21 protein-coding genes and 1 pseudogene are annotated in these 22,895 nt (G+C 68.8%); 9 read left to right on the top strand and 13 right to left on the bottom strand.

Annotated features, from left to right (window positions below):
- Nucleotides 1-4 precede the first annotated feature (4 nt).
- From NVS83_RS14735 to NVS83_RS14790, 12 genes are all read right to left on the bottom strand, one after another.
- Nucleotides 5-1,519, bottom strand: a complete 1,515-nt coding sequence (locus tag NVS83_RS14735; protein WP_258739987.1) for a tripartite tricarboxylate transporter permease — start codon at nucleotides 1,517-1,519, stop codon at nucleotides 5-7.
- Nucleotides 1,520-1,544: 25 nt separating this feature from the next.
- Nucleotides 1,545-2,048 (bottom strand): hypothetical protein, encoded by a 504-nt coding sequence (locus tag NVS83_RS14740; RefSeq protein ID WP_258733655.1) that lies wholly within the window; start codon nucleotides 2,046-2,048, stop codon nucleotides 1,545-1,547.
- A gap of 170 nt (nucleotides 2,049-2,218) precedes the next feature.
- Nucleotides 2,219-3,235 carry a Bug family tripartite tricarboxylate transporter substrate binding protein gene (locus NVS83_RS14745; RefSeq protein ID WP_258739988.1) on the bottom strand — a complete coding sequence of 339 codons (1,017 nt, stop codon included), beginning with the start codon at nucleotides 3,233-3,235 and terminating at the stop codon, nucleotides 2,219-2,221.
- A gap of 522 nt (nucleotides 3,236-3,757) precedes the next feature.
- Entirely contained in the window at nucleotides 3,758-4,108 is a 351-nt protein-coding gene (locus NVS83_RS14750; RefSeq protein WP_258739989.1) for a DUF202 domain-containing protein, read from the bottom strand.
- Entirely contained in the window at nucleotides 4,108-4,482 is a 375-nt protein-coding gene (locus tag NVS83_RS14755) for a YidH family protein (RefSeq protein WP_258739990.1), read from the bottom strand. Before NVS83_RS14755 ends, NVS83_RS14750 begins: the two co-directional genes overlap by 1 nt.
- 49 nt (nucleotides 4,483-4,531) lie before the next feature.
- Nucleotides 4,532-6,172, bottom strand: a complete 1,641-nt coding sequence (locus tag NVS83_RS14760; protein WP_258739991.1) for a GMC family oxidoreductase — start codon at nucleotides 6,170-6,172, stop codon at nucleotides 4,532-4,534.
- Between the two features lie 78 nt (nucleotides 6,173-6,250).
- Entirely contained in the window at nucleotides 6,251-7,390 is a 1,140-nt protein-coding gene (locus NVS83_RS14765) for a mandelate racemase/muconate lactonizing enzyme family protein (protein ID WP_258739992.1), read from the bottom strand.
- A gap of 11 nt (nucleotides 7,391-7,401) precedes the next feature.
- Nucleotides 7,402-8,814 carry an aldehyde dehydrogenase family protein gene (locus NVS83_RS14770; RefSeq protein WP_258739993.1) on the bottom strand — a complete coding sequence of 471 codons (1,413 nt, stop codon included), beginning with the start codon at nucleotides 8,812-8,814 and terminating at the stop codon, nucleotides 7,402-7,404.
- A gap of 202 nt (nucleotides 8,815-9,016) precedes the next feature.
- Nucleotides 9,017-10,018 carry an ABC transporter substrate-binding protein gene (locus NVS83_RS14775; protein WP_258733662.1) on the bottom strand — a complete coding sequence of 334 codons (1,002 nt, stop codon included), beginning with the start codon at nucleotides 10,016-10,018 and terminating at the stop codon, nucleotides 9,017-9,019.
- A gap of 49 nt (nucleotides 10,019-10,067) precedes the next feature.
- The gene (locus NVS83_RS14780) at nucleotides 10,068-10,901 is read right to left on the bottom strand and encodes an ABC transporter ATP-binding protein (protein ID WP_258739995.1); all 834 of its coding nucleotides are present in this window, start codon (nucleotides 10,899-10,901) and stop codon (nucleotides 10,068-10,070) included.
- The gene (locus NVS83_RS14785) at nucleotides 10,898-11,662 is read right to left on the bottom strand and encodes an ABC transporter permease (RefSeq protein ID WP_258733664.1); all 765 of its coding nucleotides are present in this window, start codon (nucleotides 11,660-11,662) and stop codon (nucleotides 10,898-10,900) included. The genes NVS83_RS14780 and NVS83_RS14785 overlap by 4 nt, the downstream gene beginning before the upstream one ends.
- Entirely contained in the window at nucleotides 11,617-12,432 is an 816-nt protein-coding gene (locus NVS83_RS14790; protein WP_258739996.1) for a GntR family transcriptional regulator, read from the bottom strand. Before NVS83_RS14790 ends, NVS83_RS14785 begins: the two co-directional genes overlap by 46 nt.
- 589 nt (nucleotides 12,433-13,021) lie before the next feature.
- Here NVS83_RS14790 and NVS83_RS14795 point away from each other — a divergent pair.
- The 9 genes and pseudogenes from NVS83_RS14795 (at nucleotide 13,022) to NVS83_RS14830 (ending at nucleotide 22,003) form a co-directional block, all read left to right on the top strand.
- Nucleotides 13,022-13,867: an ABC transporter ATP-binding protein gene (locus NVS83_RS14795; RefSeq protein WP_258739997.1), complete on the top strand. Its 846-nt coding sequence runs from the start codon at nucleotides 13,022-13,024 to the stop codon at nucleotides 13,865-13,867.
- A complete protein-coding gene (locus NVS83_RS14800; RefSeq protein ID WP_258739998.1) occupies nucleotides 13,851-14,630 on the top strand; it encodes an ABC transporter permease in 780 nt (259 codons plus the stop codon). Before NVS83_RS14795 ends, NVS83_RS14800 begins: the two co-directional genes overlap by 17 nt.
- Nucleotides 14,631-14,635: 5 nt before the next feature.
- Nucleotides 14,636-15,607, top strand: coding sequence for an acetamidase/formamidase family protein (locus tag NVS83_RS14805; protein ID WP_258739999.1), 972 nt, complete (start codon nucleotides 14,636-14,638; stop codon nucleotides 15,605-15,607).
- Nucleotides 15,604-15,675: pseudogene (locus tag NVS83_RS23555) on the top strand (twin-arginine translocation signal domain-containing protein); the annotation flags it as partial. The gene NVS83_RS14805 and the pseudogene NVS83_RS23555, both read left to right, overlap by 4 nt.
- Nucleotides 15,676-16,695 carry an ABC transporter substrate-binding protein gene (locus tag NVS83_RS14810; protein WP_258740000.1) on the top strand — a complete coding sequence of 340 codons (1,020 nt, stop codon included), beginning with the start codon at nucleotides 15,676-15,678 and terminating at the stop codon, nucleotides 16,693-16,695.
- 12 nt (nucleotides 16,696-16,707) lie between these two features.
- Nucleotides 16,708-19,071, top strand: a complete 2,364-nt coding sequence (locus NVS83_RS14815; protein WP_374115072.1) for a xanthine dehydrogenase family protein molybdopterin-binding subunit — start codon at nucleotides 16,708-16,710, stop codon at nucleotides 19,069-19,071.
- Nucleotides 19,068-19,904, top strand: coding sequence for an FAD binding domain-containing protein (locus NVS83_RS14820; RefSeq protein WP_258740002.1), 837 nt, complete (start codon nucleotides 19,068-19,070; stop codon nucleotides 19,902-19,904). The genes NVS83_RS14815 and NVS83_RS14820 overlap by 4 nt, the downstream gene beginning before the upstream one ends.
- Nucleotides 19,901-21,073, top strand: coding sequence for a xanthine dehydrogenase family Fe-S subunit (locus NVS83_RS14825; RefSeq protein WP_258740003.1), 1,173 nt, complete (start codon nucleotides 19,901-19,903; stop codon nucleotides 21,071-21,073). The genes NVS83_RS14820 and NVS83_RS14825 overlap by 4 nt, the downstream gene beginning before the upstream one ends.
- 12 nt (nucleotides 21,074-21,085) lie before the next feature.
- Nucleotides 21,086-22,003 carry an ABC transporter substrate-binding protein gene (locus tag NVS83_RS14830; RefSeq protein WP_258740004.1) on the top strand — a complete coding sequence of 306 codons (918 nt, stop codon included), beginning with the start codon at nucleotides 21,086-21,088 and terminating at the stop codon, nucleotides 22,001-22,003.
- A 39-nt stretch (nucleotides 22,004-22,042) separates the two neighbouring features.
- Here the strand turns inward: NVS83_RS14830 and NVS83_RS14835 are convergent, their stop codons facing one another.
- On the bottom strand, nucleotides 22,043-22,792 hold the full coding sequence (locus tag NVS83_RS14835) for a GntR family transcriptional regulator (protein ID WP_258740005.1): 750 nt from the start codon (nucleotides 22,790-22,792) through the stop codon (nucleotides 22,043-22,045).
- Nucleotides 22,793-22,895 lie beyond the last annotated feature (103 nt).

A 22,895-nucleotide genomic window follows, 5' to 3' on the forward strand; every position in this document is an offset into this window, starting at 1 on the left:
CCTCTCAGGCCGAGGCCAGCGACGCGCGGTTACGGCGCCACTTGGCGAAAGAGGGGATCAGCAGCGAGCAGGCCAGGGCAACCCAGAGCACGTTGCCGACCGGCGAGGAGAAGAACACCAGCGGATCGTCGCCGCTGATGCGCAGCGCCCGCATCACGTTGGCTTCCAGCATCGGGCCGAGGATCACGCCGATCAGCACCGCCACCACGTTGTAGCCGGTGCGCCGGCACAGATAGCCGATCACACCGAAGACGAGGGTGAGCCACAGGTCGAACATGTAGCCGCGCGGGGCGAAGGCGCCGACGAGGGTGAAGGCGATGATGATCGGCGCCAGCACGGTCGTCGGGATCAGCACCAGGCGCGAGACGTAGCGCGTCAGCGGCAGGGTGGTGAACAGCATCACCGCGTAGGCGACCATCATGGTGACGAACACGCCGTAGCCCATGCCCGGGTTCTGGATGAACAGGCGCGGGCCGAGCTGGACGCCGTGATAGGTCAGCACGATCAGCATCACCGCCGCGGTGGTGCCGCCGGGCACGCCGATGACGAGCAGCGGGATCAGGTCGCCCGAGGAGCAGCCATTATTGGCCGATTCCGGCGCGATCACGCCCTCGGGGATGCCGGTGCCGTACTTCTCCGGCGTCTTCGAGAACAGGCGCGACTGCTGGTAGGCGACGAAGGCGGCGATGGAGGCGCCGGCGCCGGGGATAATGCCGATGACGAGCCCGACAAGGCTGGTCCAGATCATGTGCCAGGTGCGGGCGAAGGCCATCTGCACCCCTTCCCAGGTCTCCTTCCATCCCGCCTGCTTCATCAGCTCGCGGCCCTTGTCGCTGAGGACCGAGGAGCTCTCCATCATGGTCAGCGCCTCGGAGATCGCGAACACGCCGATCAGCACCGCGATCAGCGGCACGCCGTCATAGAGCTCGATGAAGCCGAAGGTGGCGCGCGGGGTCGAATAGATGTGGTCGGCGCCGATGGCCCCGATCAGCAGGCCGAGGAAACCGGCGATCAGCCCCTTCAGCATGTTGTCGGAGGCGACCGAGGCGATCAGCGTGATGCCGAACAGCAGCACCACCACCATCTCGACGCTGTGCATGTAGTAGGCAAGGCGCGAGATGTAGGGCAGCAGGAAGATCGACAGGCCCGCCGTCACCATGCCGCCGACGGTGGAGGAGACGAAGGACAGCACCAGCGCCTGCTGGCCAAGGCCCTTACGGGCCATCGGATAGCCGTCGAGGCATGTCGCTGCCGCGCCGCCATTGCCGGGAATGTTCAGCAGGATCGAGGTGATGCCGCCGCCCATATGCGAGGCGACAAACAGCGAGATCATGAAGATCAGCGCCACGTCGACATGCACCGCCAGGGTGAAGGGCAGCAGGAGGATGATGGTGTTGGCGGCGCCGAAGCCGGGCATGGCGCCGATGATGATGCCGATCGTGGTGCCGATGACGATCAGCCACAGATAGCTGAAGTTCAGCGCGAACTGATCGGCGAGGATGCTCATACTGATGTGCATGTCGGGTCTCCCGTCCCCAGCCGTCTCAGAGGCCGGTCAGCGCCGCGACGAGGCGCTCGAAGGGTCCGGGCGGAAAGGCGGTACGCAGGATGAGGATGAAGAGCACGTAGCCGAACAGGGCGAGCCCCGCGGCGACGAGCGCGGCACGGCGCGGCGTCATCCGTTCGAGCCACAGGAAGCTCGCGAACAGGAAGCCGAAGGTGCTGAGGGTGAAGCCCGCCCAGGGGATGAGCGCGACGTTCGCCACGGTGAGCGCGAACAGCGATCCGCGCACGACGGCGAGCTTGTGGGACTCGTAGAGGCTGCGCAGCTCGAGATAGTGCGTGCCGCGCAGCAGGCCGATGGCGGTGCGCAGCGCGAAGATGGCGATGAGCAGGAACAGGACGACGGCGCAGAAGACGCCGCTGATCTTCGCCTCCCAGGCGAGATCCTTGATGGAAATCAGGTAGTAGGTCGCGAAGGCGGCGCCGAGGATCGGGATGATCCAGTCGGCACCGGTGGCGACCTTGCCGTCGCGGTCGTTCTTCATGGCGGATTCCTGCGCAGTCGGCCAACGGGACGAGGCGCGCGAGCCGGCGCCGGCCGCGCGCCCGGGGGCGCTTACCGGGCGGCGACCATCAGGAGGCGCTCGCCCGGACGCTCATGCGAGCACGCTCACCTGGAGCGAACTCACCTGGAGCGAACTCACCTGGAGCGAACTCACTTGGAAGCGGTCAGGAGCGAACGGTAGCGACCGGCCAGGGCGATGAATTCCTTGGCGGATTCATCGCACGAGGCGGCGTCGCCGTACTGGATGAACTCCCACGGCGTGCCGGCCTTCTCGGCGATCTCCTTGTATTCGGGATCGGTGAAGACCTTCTGCATGGTGTCGGTCAGCTTCTTCACCCGGTCCGGATATTCCTTGACCGCCTTGGCGTGGATGGCGATCGCGCGCTGGCCGGACATGGGCGGGATCTTGGTGCCGAACACCTGGTTCACCGGCGGCGCGTCATTGGTGAGCTTGGGCGCGTTGTTCTTGTTGTTGAACACGGTGAGGAACCGGATCTGGTCGCCAAGGCCGAGCGAGGTCGACAGGAAGGTCGCGCAGCCGTCCACCTCGCCGGTGATCGCCGCCGAACGGGCCGGGCCGCCGCCGCCATAGGGGATCATGCGCACCTTCATGCCGGTCGCCTCGGCGAGGGCGAGCACGCCGATCGTCGAGGGGTGCGGCAGGCGGCTGGTCGAGAGCGTGATCTCGCGCTTCTTGCCTTCCTCGACCAGGTCCTGAATGGTCTTGAACTTGCTGTCGGCCGCCACCCAGATGACGGAATCGTCGACGTCCATGCTGCCGATATAGACGAAGTCCTCGGGATACTTGTAGTGCACGTTCTGGGTCGCATACATGATCATCTCCGGGCCGATATTGCCGAAGAGGATGTTGTAGGCGTTGGGCTCGCGCTTAGAGATGAACACCTCGTAGCCGACCTGACCGGACGCGCCGGGGAAGTAGGAATACTCGAAATTGGCGCCGAGATATTTCGCCCAGACGCGGTCGAAGGCGCGCGCGGCCTGATCGACGCCGCCGCCCTCGCCGGTCGGCACCAGCACCTGCATCGGCTTGTCGGGGAAATCGTCGGCAGCACGGGCAGCCGAGGACAGCAGGCCGGGCGACGCCGCCGCGCCCAGAGCCGCCGCGCCGGACAGCATGAAATGGCGGCGATTGAGACTGAGTTTCATGAGGAACCTCCCTAGGCGGCGATCTGCGCGCCGTTTGGCCGCCCACCCGGCGGCGATGACTCGTCCGGACCATATCCAGACCTATTGGGTTTTGGTTATATATTGGTCGCCTGCCGAGTCAAGAATCTCGACGGAGACTCTCCGTCGGAAGTCGCATGCGCCTCCCCGCCCCGGCCGGACGTCGCGCCGTGCCATGGGAAGGCTTGGTGGACGTCGGCAGCCGTCGGCCGGCAATGCCTTTGTCACTCATACCTATCGTAGTGATGACGCTTCGGAAATTCCATCGGCGCGGCCGATCTGCCGGCCGGCGGACCGCATCGCCGGGCGGCGCGGGCCCGGTCGCGGTGCGGCCGAATTGGCCGCCCGTCGCACGTCAACCATTTGTCATATTGGTTGGCCGCATCCGGCCAAGCGACCGGCTGGCGCGCTATCGCGCCGCGCGGCGGCAACCGTCCGATGCCGGCAAGGCCGGTGCGGGCGGCGACCATTCCTGCACAGGAGACGCCGGGGCGTGATGCTTGGTCAGAAGCCGAGCAGCTCGCCGGCCGTGGCGAGGACGAGCAGCGTCGCAGCGGCAACGATGACGGCGCTGGTCGCCTTCACGAGGCGCCGGTCGGACGCCGCGACCACGTCGTCCCCGGCCTCGAAGCGCGCGCGAAGATGGGCACGGTGCAGCAGGGCGCCGGCCATGGTGCCGAGCAGCAACGCGGCGCACAGATGGAGCAGGCTCTCGGCGTTCATGCCGACCCGTACCAGCAGGAGCGCGACCAGCATCGCCAGCAGCCCGGTCCGCGACCAGGAAAGCCCCGTCCGCTCGGGCTGGAGCCCGGGATCGCCCTTCAGTCGCTCCCCGCGCGGCGGCGCGCCCGGCATCAGCCCACCATCACCAGCAGTGCGAGCCCCACGGCGAGGAAGGCCGTGAAGGCGGAGAGGATGGGAAGCAGGCGGCTGCGCGGCAGGTCCGCCTCGTGCCGCATCGCCTGCTCCGCCCGCTCCCAGCGCGTATAGGCCATGGCGCCGAGCCAGCCGCCGGCGCAGAACAAGATCAGCGAGAGCGCGAGCCGCAGATGGGCCGGGCCGAGATGCGAGGCGAACTGGTCGACCGCCGTCGCACCGGCGATCAGCGCCAGCGCGGTGCGAATCCAGGCGAGGAAGGTCCGCTCATTGGCGAGCGAGAAGCGGTAGTCGGGCCGGATGCCCCGCTCCCACCAGCGCGAGCGCTCCTGAGGATGCACGGATCTCGTCACGGCCGTTGCCCGCGGGATCGATCTGCGAGGAGTGATGCTGCACGGGACATCAGAGCGCCTCCGCCTCCAGCACCTGGCGTTGTTCGCCGCGCAGGTCGTCGAGCACGATCGAGGCCCCCTTCTCGCCGATCATCAGCGTCGCCGCATTGGTGTTGGCGGAGGTGATCTTCGGCATCACCGAGGCGTCGATCACCCGAAGCCCTTCGACGCCGCGCACCTTCAGCCGCGGGTCGACCACCGAGCCGCTATCCGCGCCCATGCGGCAGGTGCCGACGGCATGGAACACCGTGCCGCCCATATGCCGGATCGCGTCCCACAGCGCCTCGTCGCCGGCGACCGCGCTTCCCGGCACCACTTCCTCGTCCCAGAGCGGGCGGAAGGCCGACTGCTCGTTGATCTCGCGCAGCATGTTCACGCCCTCGACGATGGTCTTGCGGTCGATCTCGCGCTCGAAATAGCGCGGGGCGATGCGCGGCGCGGCGAGCGGGTCGTCGCCCGTGATCCGCACGAAGCCTCGGCTTTCGGGATGGCATTGCCAGACGGAACTCGTGAAGCCGGAATAGGCGTGCAGCGGCGTGCCCGGCTTGTCGACGGAGAGCGGCATGACGTTGAACTGCACGTCCGGCCGGCCGTTCATGGCGTAGGAGGTGCAGGCCGCGCCGCCGACCTGCCCGGCGCCCACCGTCAGGGGTCCTTTGCCGGCAAAAAGCCACTCGGCACCCATCTGCGCCAGCTTGAACGGGTTGCGGACGTCGTCGTTGAGCGACAGCTTGCGGTTCATCCGCACGATCAGCCGCATCTGGTAGTGGTCCTGCAAATTCTCGCCGACCTCCGGCGCGTCGACCGTCACCGCGATGCCGAGGGAACGCAGGTGCTCGGCCGGGCCGATGCCGGAGAGCTGGAGAAGCTGCGGCGACTGGATCGCGCCGGCCGAGAGGATCACCTCGCGGGCGGCCCGGATCGTCCGCCGCTCGCCGCCGGCGAGATATTCGATGCCGACCGCCCGGCCGTTCTCGATCAGCACGCGCGTGACGTGGGCGCCGGTCATCAGGTCGATATTCGGCCGCTTCAGCGCCGGATGGAGGAAGGTGGTGGCGGCGCTGGCGCGCCAGCGGCTGCCGATGGAGAGCTGGTAGGAGCCGACGCCGTAGGTCGTCGCGCCGTTGAAGTCCGGATTGTAGGGCAGGCCGTACTGCTGCGCTGCCTTGAGCCACAGCGCGCAGGCCTCGTTCTCGTTGCGCAGCTCGGAGACGGTGAGCTCGCCGTCGCGGCCGTGGAAGCGGTCCTCCCCATTGGGGAAGCTTTCCAGGTGCCGGAAATGCGGCAGCACGTCCTGATAGGACCAGCCGACGGCGCCGAGCTGCTGCCAGTCGTCGAAATCGTCCTTCTGGCCGCGGATGAAGATCAGCCCGTTGATCGAGCTCGACCCGCCGACGATCCGCCCGCGCGGCCAGACCACGTTGCGCCCGCCACTCCCTTCGGAGGGCTCGGTGTCGAAGACGCGCGAGAAGCGCGGGTCGTAGATGGTGCGGAAATAGCCGACCGGCAGGCGCAGCCAGTAGTTCCGGTCGCGGCCGCCGGCCTCGACCACGAGAACCCGGTTGTCCTCGTCGGCGGAGAGGCGGTTCGCCACCACCGAACCGGCCGAGCCGGAGCCGACGACGATGAAGTCGTATTCCTTCTGTCGCACGCGTGCCTCCTCGTGAATGTCCCGTTTTCCGGTGCCCGCCGGCATCCCCGCCCCCATCCGTGGGAAGCCAGGGCGGCGTCAGAACCGGACGTCCCGGGACCAGACCAGATAGCGGGAGAAATCGTCGATCATGGCGTCCTCGACGCCGATGCCGGGCGAGGTGTTCAGCTTCACGCGGCCATCGCGCAGCGTGTCGAACACGATGGCGGCAACCTCGCTGCGGATCGGGTTGGGGTTGAAATCGACCTCGACCAGGCCCGATCCGTCGCCGACCGCCGCCTTGACGTGGCAGGAGGTGAGCAGGCCCACGCCGCCACCCAGCCAATGCGGGCAGAAGGTCAGGCCCCGCTGCGCCAGCGAGCGGCCGACCGCGAAGATGCGGCCGACGCCGCCCCACCGCCCGAGGTCCGGCTGCACCACCCGCACATGCCGCGTCTCGGCCAGCGCGTCGAAGTCGCGCTGGCTGGTGTAGTTCTCGCCCGCCGCGAGCGGCGTGCGCATGGCGTCGCCGAGCTGGCGCCACTCATCGTCGGCGGCGGGATGGCACAGCGGCTCCTCGAGCCAGCGCAGCCCCGCATCGTCCGCCGTGGGGGCGAAGGCGAGCGCCTCGTCGAGATCCCAGGCCTGGTTGGCGTCGGCCATCAGCAGGCGGTCGTCGCCGATAAGCTGGCGCGCGCCGAGCAGATTCGCCCGGTCGAGCGCGGGATCGAAGCCGATCTTGATCTTGCAGCCGCCATAGCCGGCCTCGATGGCCGCCGCCGCCGTCTCCGGTGCGCCGGTGGGGTTGATGCCGCTGGCATAGACCGCGACGTCCCCGGCGGCGTCCGGCGCGAGGAAGGTCGCGAGCGATACCCCCGCCCGGCGGGCGGCAAGGTCCTGCAGCGCACATTCGAGGCCGGCCACGCAATGGGCCAACGGGCCCGGCTCGCCGGACTGGATGGCGAGCACGCGCAGCCTTTCGGTGAGCCAGGTCCACAGCGCGGCGGGCTGGTCGACGAGCCCGCTGCCACCGACCAGCGGCAGCACCACCGTCTCCAGCAGCCGCGCCCGGTGCTCGGCGCCGACGCTCGGGTAGTTGCACCACACCTCGCCATAGCCGAACGCCCCGTCATCGTCCTCGACGCGGACGAGGACGGAAGGCCGGTCATGCATGATGCCGAAGGACGTTCGGACCGGCGGTTCGGCGGGGACCCGGTGAACGAGAATCGTCGCGCGCATGGCGTTCTCTGCTAAGAGTACTGGTTATAGATGGCGTGCTCGGTCGTGTAGAAGGCGGCGGCCGAGGCGCCCACCGAGTAGGAGCCGAGGCCGGATTCGCCGATGCCGCCGAAGGGCATGTGGCTGTCCGGCACCGTGCCGTGGTTGATGTGGATCATTCCGCTCTTCACCTCGTCGATGAAGCGGTTGATCAGGTCATTGCGGTTGCTGAACAGCGCCGAGGTCAGGCCGTAGGGCGTGCCGTTCACGATCGCCAGCGCGTCGTCGAAGCTGGCGTACCTCATCACCGAGATGACGGGGCCGAAGATCTCCTCGCGGGCGATCCGCATCTCCGGCGTCACGTGGTCGAAGATGGTCGGGGCGTAGAAGCGCCCGTCCGGCCGGTCCGCCACCTCGCATCGCGCGCCGCCGAGCACCAGCGTCGCGCCGGCGGCCCTGCCCTCCTCCACCATCTCGGCCACCTTGGCGAGCTGGCCGTCGGTGGTGATGGCGCCGATGTCGGTATCGTCCGCCATGCCGTCGCCGATCCTGAAGGCGGCGCAGCGCCGGCGGAGCGCCTCGACGAGTTCGTCGGCGATCTCCTCGGCGACGATCACGCGGCTCACCGCCGTGCAGCGCTGGCCGGCACACTGCATCGCCGCGCCGACGATGGCGCCGACCGCCTTGTCCATGTCCGCCACGTCGTTGACGACCGCAGCGTTCTTGCCGCCAAGTTCCAGCGAGACCTCGGCGAGCTGATCGGCGGCGGCTTCCGCCACCTTCCGGCCGACGCCGATCGAGCCGGTGAAGGTGATGCCCTCCAGCCCCGACCGGCACAGCGCCGCCCCGAGCGGCCCTTCGCCGACGACGACCTGCACGAGACCGTCCGGCAGGTGCCGGGCCGCCAGCGCCTCGACGATCAGCGCCGCGCTCGGCGTGAATTCCGAAGGCTTCAGGATGATGGCGTTTCCGAACACCAGCGCCGGCGCGATCTTGCGCATGGGCGTGAGGATCGGGAAGTTCCACGGGGTGATCGCCCCGATCACCCCACGCGGGCGGCGGACGACCATGTTGCGCACGCCCGGCCGCGCCGAGGCGACACCCTGCGTGCCGACGGACATGCCATGCGCCGCCATCGCCCGCGCCTCGGAGACCGCCTTCAGCGTCTCCGCCCGCGCCTCGCGGATCGGCTTGCCCTGCTCGCGGGTGATCGCGGCGGCGATCTCCCCGGCGGCCTCGGCAATCGCTGCGAAGAAGGTCTCGAGGCGCTGCACCCGCTCGGCCATCGGCACCTTGCGCCAGACCTCGAAGCCGGCGCGGGCCCTGTCGACGATGGCCGGCAGGTCCGAAGGCTCGGTCATCGCGACCTCGGCGACCACCGTGGACGGCGCCGCCGGGTTGACCACCTTCATGGTGCGTGCGGGCCTGTGCGCCTGATGAAGCATGCGGTGTCTCCTGGTCTGTCCCGCGCAGCAGCGCGGAACGTGGGCGAGAAATCAGCGGCCTTGGTGCTGGCGTCACGAGTGACGCCCGGCGAGCGCGCAAGGCGGCTCCTGCGCGGCGGCGGGGAGCGCCGTCGCGGGGATCGATGTCGTTCGTCGGGCGGGCAGCCAGCGGCGCGCGGGGGCGCCGCCGCGCGAAGGCCGTTCAGCCCACCGCCTTGAGGAACAGGCTCGGATCGAAGTATTTCGACGCCGGCACGGCGTCGGAAATGCCGCCGATCTTGGCGTAGAAGTCGGTCACGCGGTTGAGCCAGGCCGTGACCGTGCCGTCCTTGTACATCTCGGCCCACTTCTCGGCCGGGAACAGCTTCTCCGCCTTGAACTGCTCCGTGAGCTCGGAGAGCGGCACGTCGGGATACTGCGTCTGCTGCAGCATCTTCAGCGTCGCGTCGGTGTTCTCGATGAGTTCCTTGTTGGCCGGCAGCCAGGTCTTGATGATGCGCTCCAGTACGTCCTTGCGCTCGTCGTAGAAGTCGTTGCGCGCCGCCCAGCCGCCGAGGATCGCCGCGTCGGGGTAGAACTTGGAGGCGTCGACCAGCATCTTCGCGTCCTTCACCCGCTCGCGGACCTGCAGGTTGAAGGGCACCCACAGCGCCACCGCCGGCACCGCGCCGGAGATGAAGGCGGTGGTGGCGTCCGGCATGCGCTGGTTGATGATCTGCACGTCGGACTTGGGATCGATGCCGTTCGCCCGCAGCGCGGTGTCGAGGAAGACGTGGGCGGTGGTGCCGATCGAGGTGGCGATGCGCTTGCCCTTGAGGTCGGCGAAGGACGACACGCCCATGGCCGGGTTGACCCAGAGCTGGGCGGTCGCGAACTCGACGCTGTTGATCAGGAACGCCTTGCCCTGCCCGCGCGAGGGGAAATTGGAGATGACGGCGCCGGTGGCGAGCACGTCGATCGAGCCGCCGACCATCGCCTGGAAGATCTCGAGGCCGGTGTAGAAGCGCGTGAAGGTCGGCTTCAGCCCCTGCTTCTCCCATTCCCCCTGATGCTGCGCGGTCCAGATCTGGCCGTCGACCGCGAGCGTGTGGAGATAGCCGACGCGGATCGGATCGGTGGAGCCGGCCGCGCGCACGATCGCCGGCGCGGCGAGGGTCATGAGGCCGCCGGCGGCCGCGGTCCTGAGCACGTCTCTTCTGTTCAACGTCATGTCGTCCTCCCGTGTTTCGTCTTGCCGTCTGGCTTTCTTGTTTTCAGCGCAGCTCTTGCTGCTGCGCGTATTGCTGCATGACCAGATCGCGCAGGTGGCGGCGCATCTCGATGAATTCGTGCGTGTCGAGAAGCTCGCGGTCGCGCTGGTCGCTGAAGGGAACGCGGATCTCCTCGACCACGCGCGAGGGCCGCGCCGAGATCACCAGGATCCGGTTGGACAGGTAGATCGCCTCCTCCACCGAGTGGGTGATGAGCAGAGCGGTCTTGCGTTCCGACTGCATGATGCCGAGGAGCAGGTCGTGCATGGCGCTGCGCGTCTGCGCATCCAGCGCGCCGAACGGCTCGTCCATCAGCAGAAAGTGGGGATTGGCGGCATAGGCGCGGGCGAGCGCGAGGCGCTGGCGCATGCCGCCGGACAGGTTCTTGGGCCAGGCGTCACGGAAATCGCCGAGGCGCATCAGCGCGATGTACTTCTCGACCGTCTCGCGCTTCTCCTCCTTCGACATGCCGCGCTTCACGCGCAGATCGAGGCCGAAGCGGATGTTCTGCTCGACGGTGAGCCAGGGGAACACGCCGTAGTCCTGGAACATGACCCCGCGGTCGGGGCCGGGGCCGTTCACGCGGTTGCCCTCCAGCAGCACCTCGCCACGGTCGGGCTCGGTGAAGCCGGCGAGCATGTTCATCATCGTGGTCTTGCCGCAGCCGGACGGGCCGACCAGCGAGATGAAGTCGCCTTCATTGATGTCGAAGGAGACGCCGTGGACCACCTCGATACGGCCATAGGTCTTGTACACGTCCCGGAACTGAACCTTGACGTCCGGGCTGTGCGCCGATGCGGCCGGTTCGCAGAGCTGAAAGCTAGCGGAAGCGTTCATTGTGCAACTCGGTCCTGCCAGTTGAGGAAATTGCGGGTGATCGCCCGCAGCACCGAGTCCATCAGCAGCGCGAAGAAGCCGATGGTGACGATGCCGGCATAGATGGTGGTGAGCTGAAAGAAGGCGCTGGCGTTCTGGATGACGGCGCCGATGCCGTTCTGCGCCGCCACCAGCTCGGAGGCGACGAGCGTCGCCCAGGCCACGCCGAGCGCGACGCGGGTCGCCGTCAGCACATGGGGAATGGTGAGCGGGATGATGACCTTGTAGAAGATCTCCCAGTCGGTCGCCCCAAGCGTGCGCGCCACCCGGACGAACAGCGGGTTGATCTGCGACATGCCCTCGTACATCACGATCACGCCGGCGAAGAAGGCGGCGTAGAAGAGGATCGCGACCTTCGCCACTTCGCCGATGCCGAGATAGACGATCACCAGCGGGATGAGCGCGATCGGCGGCAGGGCGCGGAAGAAGTTGACGAGCGGGTCGACGAAGCGCCGCACGCCGCGGTTCCAGCCGATCAGGAAGCCGACCGGCACCGCCAGCAGCATGCCGAAGAACAGGCCGAGCAGCACGCGGCGGACCGACATCCACGCGTCGAGCAGGAAGCCGCCGTCAAGGCTGCGGCGCCAGATCTCCACGAAGACGGCGTGGGGCGGCGGCAGCAGGCCCTGATCGACAAGGCCGCTCCAGCGCACCAGGTACCAGATCGTGATGGCGGCTATGAAGGGGAGCAGTCGCCATCCGAACTCTGCCAGTCGTTGCATTCGTTCCTCCCAGAGGAGCGCCCCGGCTTCTTGTTGTTGAGTGCGAACTGGACATCGATCCGCACATATTCACCCGGGTAGCGCGCGTAAGTGTGGGCAATAACCTGGTCGTTCCGATCGATGAGCGTGCGCATGATCTCGACGACGGGGGCGCCGAGCGCGATGCCCAGCGCGCGCGCCGACGTTTCGTCGGCGTTGGAAAACAGGATCCGCTGGCGGACCTCCTCGACGAGCTCGGCATGGCGCTCCGCCAGCACCAGCACCACCGGCACGGAGGCGAAGCGCTCGGCGTCGAGCTCGTAGACGTCCTCGCGCAGGTTGATGTCGATCAGGCAGTAGGGCTCGTCGGCGCGCGTGTGCACGCGCTGGAACCAGACGAACTCGCCCTCGGCCGATCCCGCCAGCACGCCCTGCAGGCTCGTCCCCGGCCGACGGTCCATCGGCGCGACGAGCTTGGGCGTGATGTTGCGCAGGCTGGCGAGAAGCCCGTCCCAGGTGGTGGGCAGGTCATGCGAGCGCCGCTCCGGCAGCGCGGCCCGCACGAAGGTGCCGCGCCCGCGATAGCGCTCGATCAGCCCTTCCTCCTCCAGCATTTCGAGCGCCTCGCGCACCGTCGCGCGGGAGAGGTCGAGCTCCGCCTGGAGGTCCTCGATCACCGGAAGCTGGCTGCCCGGCGCCCAGATGCCGCGCTCGATCTTGAGGCGCATCTGGCCCGCCGCCTGGATGTAGAGCGGCTGCCGGCTCCGGATGTAGAGGTTCGTATCAGTCATAAAGTTCGTATATGCGTACTTTATGATATTGGCAATGGGCGACGCACGTTTCGGGGCAAAAAGGCGGGCACCGGCTGCCCATCACGCGCTCATTATCGAGAATGTCGGCGAAGTGCCGCGCGCTTGACCGTCATGCATTCCGGAGAGGACGCGGCCGAAGCGGCTGAGGTGAGCGGCGCGGATGGCGGAGTTTCGCGCCGGGCACTCCCTTAGCTATTGAGCAATCACGCCGCGCGCCCGCAGCGCCGGCTTTCAGCGCGGAGGGCTGACGTCCCGGGCGAGACGCATGGCCCGGCCGGACCCACGTCTCGAATTATCGATAATTATCGACAGCCCCTCGCATCCATTGCGGCCGATTGACCTAAGTCATTGTCATAGCAAATATTTTAGTTCGCAAGCCACCGTTTGCCGCGCTCAAGCTTTGTGCACAGCATACCAGCACATTTCGGCCGCCGAACCGCCAATGCCGTCGGCCATATAACCGTTCATATCCAATATCTTACGCCCACATCCTGAGCCGTTTTCCGGCTGCTGGCACGATTGCTGCTAACCCAGGGGCGAACCCGCATTCCCGCTTTCGTGGAACATGATGCCTTCACAGCCCAATGGCCGGACCGCCGCGGCGAGTCCGGCCCCCGCCGACCCGTTGTCTGCCCCGCCCGGTCCCGCGACCGGCACCCCGCTCGTGCGCCTCTCCGGCGTGCGCAAGGTGTTCAACCAGCTCGAGGCGATCCGCAATATCTCGCTCGACATCGGCGACGGCGCCTTCGTCAGCCTGCTCGGCCCCTCCGGCTGCGGCAAGAGCACGCTGCTGATGATGATCGCCGGGCTGGTGCGCCCCACCTCCGGCGAGATCCGGGTGAACGGCGAAGTCGTCACCGGGCCGCGCGCGGATGTCGGCGTGGTGTTCCAGAGCCCGGTGCTGCTGCCCTGGCGCACGGTGCTCGACAACGTGCTCTTCCCCGTCGAGCTGCTGAAGCTGTCGAAGGCGAAGTACCGCGAGCGGGCGATGGAGCTGCTCGCCATGGCCAAGCTCGCCGACTTCGCCGGCGCCCTGCCGCGGGAGCTGTCCGGCGGCATGCGCCAGCGCGCCGCGATCTGCCGGGCGCTGATCCACAACCCGTCCACCCTGCTGATGGACGAGCCCTTCAGCGCCCTCGACGCCATTACCCGCGACGACATGTCGGTCGAGCTGCTGCGCATCTGGCAGGCCAACCGCAAGACCGTGGTGTTCGTCACCCATTCGATCCGCGAGGCCGCTTTCCTGTCCGACCGCGTGCTGGTGATGGGGCGGCGGCCCGCCACCCTGGTCGAGGACATCACCATCGACCTGCCGCGGCCGCGCCACATCGCGATGACGGAAGAAGAGAGTTTCAACGGCTATGTCAGGCGCCTGCGCCGCAGCATCGAGGCGAGCCATGCGGACGCTCCTTGACCGTTTCGTCTGGCCGCTGGCGGTGCCGGTGGGCCTGCTCGTCCTGTGGGAGGTGGCGACCCGGGCGCTCGGCATCCGCAGCATCATCCTGCCGCCACCCTCGGAAATCATCGAGGTGATGGTCACCCGCTACGATCTCATCCTCACCCATCTGTGGCCCTCGCTCTACCTCACGCTTACCGGCTTCGCGCTCTCGGCGGTGGGCGGGGTGCTGGTGGCGGTGCTCATCACCACCTCGCCGCTGCTGCGCAAGACCCTCTACCCGACCATCGTCGTCTCCCAGGTGGTGCCCAAGATCTCGATCGCGCCGCTGTTCGTGGTGTGGTTCGGCACCGGCATGACGTCGAGCCTGATGCTGGCGGTGCTGGTCGCCTTCTTCCCCATGACCATCAACGCCGCGATGGGCTTCCAGTCGGTGGACGAGGACATATTGCGCATGGCCCGCACCTATATGGGCTCGCGCTGGCAGATCTTCTGGAAGATCCAGATGCCGCACGCCCTGCCCTTCATCTTCTCGGGGATGAAGATCTCCATCACGCTCGCCATCATCGGCGTGATCGTGTCCGAGTTCGTCGCCTCGCAGGACGGCATCGGCTACCTGATCAAGTTCGCCGGCGGCCTGCTCGACACGCCGTTGATGATGGCGGCGATCACCGCGCTGAGCCTCACCGGCCTCGTGCTCTACTGGCTGATCGCCGAGGCCGAGCGCCTCACCGTCTACTGGCAGTCGACATCCGAGTTCGGCTCGGGCGGCCAGGTGTAGCGGCGATGAAGCATCTCGACGCCACGCCCTCCACCGTCCATTTCGGCTTCCACGACGCGTGCCTGCCGCCGGTCATGGAAGTCGATCCGGGCGAGGAGATCGTCATCTCCAGCGTCTCGGCTGATCCCGACGACGCGGTGCCCGCGCACTGGCTGCCGGCGGGGATCGCGGACATCTACGCCCATGCCCCGCGCGGCACCGGCCCGCACATCCTCACCGGTCCGGTCCATGTGCGCGGGGCGAAGGCCGGCGATACGCTGGTGGTGGACATTCTCGACATCCGCCTGACCCAACCCTACGGCTACAACATCGTCAGCCCGATGAAAGGCATGTTCCCGCAGGAACAGCCGACCCAGCGCACCACCTTCATGCCGACCGACCTCGACACCGGCCTGGTCGAGGTGGCGAGCGGCATCCGCATTCCCACGCGCCCCTTCTTCGGCCAGCTCCTGGTGGCGCCGCCGCCCGAATGGGGCCGGCTCGACAGCCGCCCGCCCAACCGGCACGGCGGCAATCTCGACAACAAGGAACTGGTGAAGGGCACGCGCGTACTGCTCCCGGTGTGGAACGAGGGCGCGCTCTTCAGCGCCGGCGACGGCCACGCCGCGCAGGGCGACGGCGAGATCAACCAGACCGCCATCGAGACCAGCATGGAAGGTCGCTTCCGCCTCTCCCTCCTCAAGGGGCGCAGCGTCGAATGGCCGGTCGCGGTCACGCCCACGCACCTGCTCGCCATGGCCTTCCACGAAGACCTCGACGACGCGGCGCGGCTCGCCATGCGCGCGCTCATCGCCCTGATGGAGGAAGCCGGCCTTTCCTTCCACGACGCCTACCGCCTCGGCAGCGTCGCGGCGGACCTTCGCATCACCCAGTTCGTCAACGGCAATCGTGGCGTGCACGCCATGCTGCCGCTCGAGATCGCCCGCGCCCTGCCGCGCCCCCCAGATTTCCTGCCCGCACCCGGAGAGCTTTCATGACCGTCGACCGGCGTTCCTTTCTCAAATTCGCAGGCACCGCAGGCGCAGGCTCCGCGCTCGGTCTTTCCATGCCGACGATCCTTCGCGCGGCATCGCTGCAGCCGGTGAAGCTGACGCTGCCCTGGCTGCCACTCGGCACCTTCTCCTATGCCTTCGTCGCCAAGAAGATGGGCTTCTGGGAGCAGCGCGGGCTCGACGTTACCATCGACCGCGGCTTCGGCTCCGGCAAGGTGTGCGTGCCGGTCGACCAGGGCCAGTACGAGTTCGGCATCCTCGACCTCGCGGTGATGATGAACTGCGCCGCGCGCAGCCTGTCGCTCACCGCCATCGCCGGCATCTGGCCGAAATGCCCGATCGGCATCTTCTCGCTGAAGGAATACGGCATCACCAAGCCGTCGGACCTCGAAGGCGAGCGCGTGGCCTTCAACGTCAGCTCGGGCGACTTCCAGCTCTGGCCGGCCTTCGTCAAGGCGACGGGCATCGACGACAAGAAGGTCACCAAGGTCACCATGGACCCCGGCGCCCTGATCAAGGTGCTGGTGGAGAAGCAGGTGAAGGCCGAGGGCAATTTCTACGGCTCCATCGCCCCGAGCCTGTGGGCCAACGGGCTCGAGATCAACTCGATCTTCTACGAGGACTACGGCATCAAGGCCTTCTCCAACGTGCTCGCCGCCAGCGAAGCCACGGTGAAGGACAAGCCCGAGCTCTGCCAGGCCTTCGTCGACGGCATGATGGACGGGCTGAAATACGTCTACCTCAACCCCGAGAAGTCCGTGCAGCTCCACATGGAGAGCGTGAAGGAGTTCCAGGGCGGCAACGCCATGAACGAGAAGGTGGTCGAATACGGCCAGGCGGTCAGCACCGCCCTTGGTCTCGTCCCCTCGGTAAAGGCGAACGGGCTCGGCTACATGGACCCGGCGCTGATCCAGGCCACCATGGACACGGTGAAGAACTACATGGGCGTGGAGAACCTGCCCCCTGCCGACAAGCTCTTCACCAACGCCTTCGTCGGCTCGGTGAAGGTGGACGACGCCCAGTGGTCGGCGATCGAGGCGCGCTCCGAGAAGTACATGCCCAGGAAGGCCTGACGTTCGATGTCCATGGAACGAAGCGGACATGCGCGCGCCGACGCCTCGGGCGTGGGCGCGGCGGTCCTGCGCAAGGAGGACGCGCGCTTCCTGGAAGGGCGCGGCCAATATGTCGCCGACATCCGCCTGCCGGGCACGCTCGAGGTCGCCTTCGTGCGCAGCCCGGTGGCGCATGCCCGGCTCAAGGCGGTGCACGTGCCGGCGGACCTCGAAGGCCGGGTGTTCACGGCAGAGGATCTGGCCGATGTGAAGCCGATCCGCGCGGCGACCGCCCTGCCCGGCTTCAAGCATTCCTCCGAGCCTGTGCTCGCCAGCGGCAAGATCCGCTATGTGGGCGAGATCATCGCCATGTGCGTGGCCCCGAGCCGGGCCGAGGCTGAGGACATCGCGGCGCGCGTCGGGCTCGACTATGAGGAGCTTCCCGCCGTGGCCGACGTCGCGCGCGCCATGGCGCCGGACGCGCCGCTCGTGCACGAGGAGTGGAGCGACAACGTCTTCGTCACCTTCAGCGAGGATGCGGGCGGCGACATCGACCGGGTCGCCGCCGAGGCCGCCATCACCGTGACGCGCGAGATCCGCACCGCGCGGCACTGCATGTTCCCGATGGAGGGGCGCGGCGTCCTCGCCCATATGGATACCCGGCTCGATTTCCTGACCGTCATCTCGGCGACGCAGATGCCGCATGTGGTGCAGCATGGGTTTGCCGAATGCCTCGGCCTGCCCGACGGCAAGGTGCGGGTGATCTCGCCCGACGTCGGCGGCGGCTTCGGCTACAAGGGCCTGCTGCTGCGCGAGGAGGTGGCGCTCGCCTGGCTCACCCGCCGCCTCGGCGTGCCGGTGCGCTGGCTGGAGGACTGCCGCGAACACCTCACCGCCAACGCCAATTGCCGCGAGCATGCCTATGCCATCACCGGCTACGCGGATAGCGAGGGCCGGCTGCTCGGCCTCGACTGCGTGGCGCATGTCGATGCCGGCGCCTATTCGGTCTACCCGACCTCCTCGGCGCTGGAGGCGGCGCAGGTGGCGAACCTCCTGCCCGGCCCTTACGACCTGCCGGTCTATCGCTGCCGCTCCCATGCGGTGGCGAGCAACAAATGCCCGATCCTGCCCTATCGCGGGGTGGCGCGCACCGGCGTGTGCCTGGCGCTGGAGACGGTGCTCGACGCCATCGCCGTCGAAGCCGGCATCGAGCCGTGGGAGCTGCGCCTGCGCAATCTCGTCGGGCCGGAGCGCATGCCGTTCGAGAACGTGCTGAAGAAGCATTTCGACAGCGGCGACTATCCGCAGTGCCTGCGCCGCGCGGTGGACGCCATCGACCTGCCGGCCATCCGCGAGCGCCAGAAGGCGCCCGAAGCGGACGGGCGGCGGATCGGCGTCGGCCTCGCCATCTTCTGCGAGCAGGGCGCCCACGGCACCTCGGTGCTGGCCTCGTGGGGGCGGCCCGTGGTGCCCGGCTACGAGCAGGCGACGGCGAGGCTTACCGCCGATGGCGAGCTCGAGATCCGCGTCGGCACCCACTCGCACGGCCAGGGGCACGAGACCACTTACGCCCAGATCGCGCACGAGATCCTCGGCCTGCCGCTGGAGCGTATCAAGGTGTTTCAGGGCGACACGCTGCTGGTGCCGTTCTCCACCGGCACCTGGGGCTCGCGCTCCATCGTCATGGGCGGCGGGGCTGTGGCGGAGGCCTCGCGCGCGCTGGCCCGGCGCATTGGCGCCATCGGCGCGTGGCTGCTGCAGGCCGAGGCCGATACGGTCGAGGTCGGCGCGGGCATGGTGCGCGGCGGCGAGGCCAGCGTCTCCTTCGGCGAGGTGGCCCGCGCCTGGTATCTCCAGCCGCAGCAGCTTCCGCCCGGCGTCGACACGACGGGGCTGGAGGTCACCGCCGGCTACCGCGCCGAACGCGACAGCGGCACCTTCTCCTACGCCACCCATGCGGCGCTGGTCGCCGTCGATACGGAGACCGGGCTGGTCGAGATCCTCGACTATGTGGTGGTCGAGGACGGCGGCGTGCTGGTCAATCCGATGATCGTCGACGGGCAGATTACCGGCGGCACGGCGCAGGGCATCGGCACCGGGCTCTTCGAGGCGATGCCCTTCGATTCCGAGGGCCAGCCGCTCGCCTCCACCCTGCTCGACTACCTGCTGCCCGGCGCGGCGGACGTGCCGGACATCCGCATCCTGCACATGGAGACGCCCTCCCCCTACACCGCCTTCGGCGTAAAGGGCATCGGCGAAGGCGGGGCGGTGGCGCCACCGGCGGCCCTCGTCTCCGCCGTCAACGACGCGCTGCGCCCGCTCGGCGTCGCCTTCTGCGACGTGCCGCTCACCCCCGACGCCATTCTCGGCGCCATACTGGCGGCGGGCGAGAAATGAAGCCGGCGCCGTTCGACTATACGCGCCCGGCAAGCGTGAGCGAGGCGGCGGCCGCGCTCGCCGCCGGCGAGGGAGGCGCGAAGCTCATCGCCGGCGGCCAGTCGCTCGGGCCCATGCTCAACCTGCGGCTGGTGCAGCCGCGCCTGCTGGTCGACGTGGCCGGCATCGAGGCGCTCCACGCCTTCGAGGAGACGGCGGACGCGCTGCGCATCGGCGCCGGCATCACCGCCGCCAATATCGAGGACCAGCGGATCGACACCGGCGCCGTCCCGCTGCTGCAGCGGGTGGCCGCGGGCATCGCCTACCGTGCGGTGCGCAACCGGGGCACCGTCGGCGGCAGCCTGTGCCATGCCGACCCGGCCGCCGACTGGGTGAACCTGATGCCGGCGCTCGGCGCGCGCTACGAGCTCGTCGGCCCGCGCGGGCGGCGCACCGTCGCCGCGGCCGACTTCATGACGGCGGCGTTCGAGACCGTGCTCGCCCCCGACGAGGTCCTCGCGACCGTCGTGATCCCGAAGCCGTCCCCCGGCGCGCGCTTCGGCCACGTCAAGATCGCGCGCAAGACGGGCAAGTTCGCCATGGCCATCGCGGTCGTGGTGTCCGACCCCGGGCGCGGCGTCTTTCGCGCTTTGATCGGCGCCACGCATGGGCGCCCGCTGGTCATTGAGGACGCGGCGAGCCTGCTCGGCAGCGACGGCAACACGCCCGATACCGCCCGGATCGCCGCCCTGCTGGCGGAGGCCGGCATTACCGAGCCCGCCGCCCGGCAGCTCCACCTGACGGCCCTGCGCCGCGCAGCGGCAGAAGCGTTTTCGAAGGCCCTTCCATCGTGACCGACATTCGCCTTTCCGTGAACGGGCGCCCCATTGCGGGCGCCTGCGAACCACGGACCCATCTCGCCGATTTCCTGCGCGACAGGCTCGACCTTACCGGCACGCATCTGCGCTGCGAGCAGGGCGTGTGCGGCGCCTGCACCGTGCTGATCGATGGCGCGCCGGCGCGCTCCTGCATCAACTACGCGGTGAACTGCCAGGGCGCCGAGGTCACCACCATCGAGGGCTTCGGCGGCGACCAGGTGATGAGCCGGCTACGCACTGCCTTCCACGAGGAGCACGCGCTCCAGTGCGGCTTCTGCACGCCGGGCATGCTGGTGACGGCGCGGGACATCGTGCTGCGCCTGCCGGAGGCGAACCCCGCGCAGGTGCGCACGGAACTGTCCGGCAATCTGTGCCGCTGCACCGGCTATGCCGGCATCGTGCGCGCCATCTGCCGCGTTCTCGACGAGCGCCGCGGCGCCGCCCCCGTCTCCGCCGGCCGTCTCGGCCCGGTGGGTGCCCGCCCGGGCGCCTCGGTGGCGAGCGAACGGCAGGCAACGCCCGCGGCGGGGACCGCGCCGGCCGCCGTTTCGGGCACGGGGGAACTCGGCCTCGGCGGACGCCAGCCGAATCTGGAGACGGCGCTGTCCTTCACCGTCCGGCGCCCGGTCCACGAGGTCTGGGCGGTGCTCGGCGACATTCCGCGCGTGGCGCGCTGCATGCCCGGCGCAAGCCTGTCCGCGCCCCCGTCCGACGGGCATGTGGAAGGGCGCATGAGCGTGAAGGTCGGGCCCATCGCCACCAATTTCGCCGGCACCGCGCGCATCGTGCGGCAGGAGGCGGAACAGCGCGGCACCCTGTACGGCGCGGGGCGCGACGGCCTCAGCGGCTCCACCGCGCGCGCCGAGGTCGCCTATGCGCTCGCCGCAGCCGGACCGGACGCGACCCGGATCGACATCACGCTGAAGACGGTGCTGGCCGGCCCGCTGGCGCAGTTCGGCCGCAGCGGCATCGTGAAGGAGCTGATGGCGCGCCTCGCCGAGCAGTTCGCCCGGCGGCTCGAGCAGACGCTGGAGCACGGCACACTGGACGACGAGGCCATGCCCGAGGCATCCCTGCGGCCGCTGGCGCTGATCGCCGGCCTCATCGCCGACAAGTTCCGCTCCCTGTTCAGGAGGGCCCGCTGAGGCGGGTGCGCTATGATGAAGATTGCCATTCCCGACCTCGTCTCCCCCTCCTATTTCCCCGCCGAGGCGGCCGTCGAGCTCGGCTGCTTCGCGGCCTATGGCGTCGACGCCGAGATCGAGCTCATCTCCCCGGTGGAGCGCGCCTATGAGGCGATGCGCGAGGGGGCGGTGGACATCGTCGCCGGCTCCGCCCATTCGGCGCTCTCCGCCTTCCCGCGCTGGGAAGGGGTGAAGCTGCTCTGCGCCCAGTCCCAGGGCATGTACTGGTTCCTCATCATGAACGCCGCCCTCGGCGCCACGCGCGGCGACATGAACGCGGTGAAGGGCCGGCGGATCGGCGCCGCGCCGTGGGTCGGGATGGGGCTGAAGCAGATGCTGATCCGCTCCGGCATCGATCTCGAGCGCGACCGCGTCACCATCGCGCCGACGCCGGGGTCGCTGGAGCCGCGGGTGAATTTCGGCCTCGCCGCCGTCCGCGCGCTGGAGGCGGGCATCGTCGACGGCTTCTGGGCCAACGGCATGGGCGCGGCGATCGCCACCGAGACCGGCGTCGGCACGCTGGTGCTCGACGCGCGCCGCGGCGACGGGCCGAAGGAGGCGTTCAACTACACGATGGCGACGCTCGCGACCACGGACCGGCTGCTGGCGGAAAATCGCGAGCTGGCGGAGATCGCCGTGCGCGCCGTGACCGACGCGCAGAAGATCCTCATCGCCGATCCCGGCCGGGCGCGGGAGGTGGGCGAGAAGCTGTTCCCCGAGGAGGTCGGGCGGATCGAGGCCCTGATCCGGCGCGACATTCCCTTCTACCAGGCCAATCTCACGCCCGAATTCGTCGCCGGCATGAACGACTTCGCTCGCGACCTCGGCATCCTCGACGTCGACGTGCCCTATTCCGCCGTCGTCGCCGAGGGCATGGAACGGCTGTGGTGAGCGGCGCGCGATCCCGGCGCGCGCGGAAGGCGCCGGCGCTCAGTCCGATGTGAGGTCGGTCAGCCTCACATCGGCGTCGTCCAGCGTCACCATGTGGCGCTCGGCCGTGTCGTCGATGTGCCGCGTCAGCGTGGCGACGGCCCGCGCCTGGTCGCCCTTCGTCACCAGCTCGAACATCGCCTCGTGGTCGGGCTTGCCGGTCGCGTCCACGGAGAGGCTGCGCGCATTGATGCGGCGGTAGCGGTCGATCTCGTCGTACCAGCGGCGCGCGAGGTCGACCATGGCGGGCATGCCCGAGCCCTCGACGAGCGAGAGGTGGAACTCCCGGTGCAGGCGCTCCCACTCGACGTTCTGCGGCCTGAGGTCCCCCACCTGCGCGTCGAAGGGCTGGAAGTCGGTGAAGGCGCGCTCCACCCGGCGCAGCCATTCCGGCCCGCCATTGCGCATCGCGGCGGCCAGCAGCCACGGCTCCACCCGGCGGCGCAGCAGCAGGAGATGGACGAGCCGGCTGCTGTCGGCGCCCGAGACCTGGAAACCGTGCTGGGCCTCGGCGACGACCAGCCCCTCCCCCACGAGGCACCACAGCGCCTCGCGCACGGGCGTCGCGCCCACGCCGTAGCGCTCGGCGAGCGCACGCACGGACAGGCGCGCCCCCGGCTCCAGCGCTGCGGTGAGCACGTCGCGCTTGATCGCCTGGCGCAGCGTGTTGGTCAGCGTGTCGGCCGCGTTCTCCGGCAGGGCGGCACCCTGGAGAACCGAGGCGATCTCATCCTTGCGGCGCTTCGCCATGAGCCCATCAATCCTGACCACGCGCGGGGGACGCATGGCCGCAAACCCGCCTGCCGGGCACGCATCGCCCGAGGCTCCTGCAAAATCGGTTTTTCGGGCGGCG

It is taken from the genome of Ancylobacter mangrovi, from assembly GCF_024752335.1.
GTDB classification, from domain to species: domain Bacteria; phylum Pseudomonadota; class Alphaproteobacteria; order Rhizobiales; family Xanthobacteraceae; genus Ancylobacter; species Ancylobacter mangrovi.

Bases quoted from the DNA above. Each gene is read 5' to 3' on its own strand.
- NVS83_RS14745 (WP_258739988.1), bottom strand. From the start codon at position 3,235: ATGAAACTCAGTCTCAATCGCCGCCATTTCATGCTGTCCGGCGCGGCG.
- NVS83_RS14800 (WP_258739998.1), top strand. From the start codon at position 13,851: ATGCGGACGCTCCTTGACCGTTTCGTCTGGCCGCTGGCGGTGCCGGTG.
- NVS83_RS14830 (WP_258740004.1), top strand. From the start codon at position 21,086: ATGATGAAGATTGCCATTCCCGACCTCGTCTCCCCCTCCTATTTCCCC.
- NVS83_RS14780 (WP_258739995.1), bottom strand. From the start codon at position 10,901: ATGAACGCTTCCGCTAGCTTTCAGCTCTGCGAACCGGCCGCATCGGCG.
- NVS83_RS14785 (WP_258733664.1), bottom strand. From the start codon at position 11,662: ATGCAACGACTGGCAGAGTTCGGATGGCGACTGCTCCCCTTCATAGCC.
- NVS83_RS14795 (WP_258739997.1), top strand. From the start codon at position 13,022: ATGCCTTCACAGCCCAATGGCCGGACCGCCGCGGCGAGTCCGGCCCCC.
- NVS83_RS14740 (WP_258733655.1), bottom strand. From the start codon at position 2,048: ATGAAGAACGACCGCGACGGCAAGGTCGCCACCGGTGCCGACTGGATC.
- NVS83_RS14805 (WP_258739999.1), top strand. From the start codon at position 14,636: ATGAAGCATCTCGACGCCACGCCCTCCACCGTCCATTTCGGCTTCCAC.
- NVS83_RS14765 (WP_258739992.1), bottom strand. From the start codon at position 7,390: ATGCGCGCGACGATTCTCGTTCACCGGGTCCCCGCCGAACCGCCGGTC.
- NVS83_RS14820 (WP_258740002.1), top strand. From the start codon at position 19,068: ATGAAGCCGGCGCCGTTCGACTATACGCGCCCGGCAAGCGTGAGCGAG.
- NVS83_RS14790 (WP_258739996.1), bottom strand. From the start codon at position 12,432: ATGACTGATACGAACCTCTACATCCGGAGCCGGCAGCCGCTCTACATC.
- NVS83_RS14735 (WP_258739987.1), bottom strand. From the start codon at position 1,519: ATGCACATCAGTATGAGCATCCTCGCCGATCAGTTCGCGCTGAACTTC.
- NVS83_RS14810 (WP_258740000.1), top strand. From the start codon at position 15,676: ATGCCGACGATCCTTCGCGCGGCATCGCTGCAGCCGGTGAAGCTGACG.
- NVS83_RS14835 (WP_258740005.1), bottom strand. From the start codon at position 22,792: ATGGCGAAGCGCCGCAAGGATGAGATCGCCTCGGTTCTCCAGGGTGCC.
- NVS83_RS14770 (WP_258739993.1), bottom strand. From the start codon at position 8,814: ATGCTTCATCAGGCGCACAGGCCCGCACGCACCATGAAGGTGGTCAAC.
- NVS83_RS14750 (WP_258739989.1), bottom strand. From the start codon at position 4,108: ATGCCGGGCGCGCCGCCGCGCGGGGAGCGACTGAAGGGCGATCCCGGG.
- NVS83_RS14815 (WP_374115072.1), top strand. From the start codon at position 16,708: ATGGAACGAAGCGGACATGCGCGCGCCGACGCCTCGGGCGTGGGCGCG.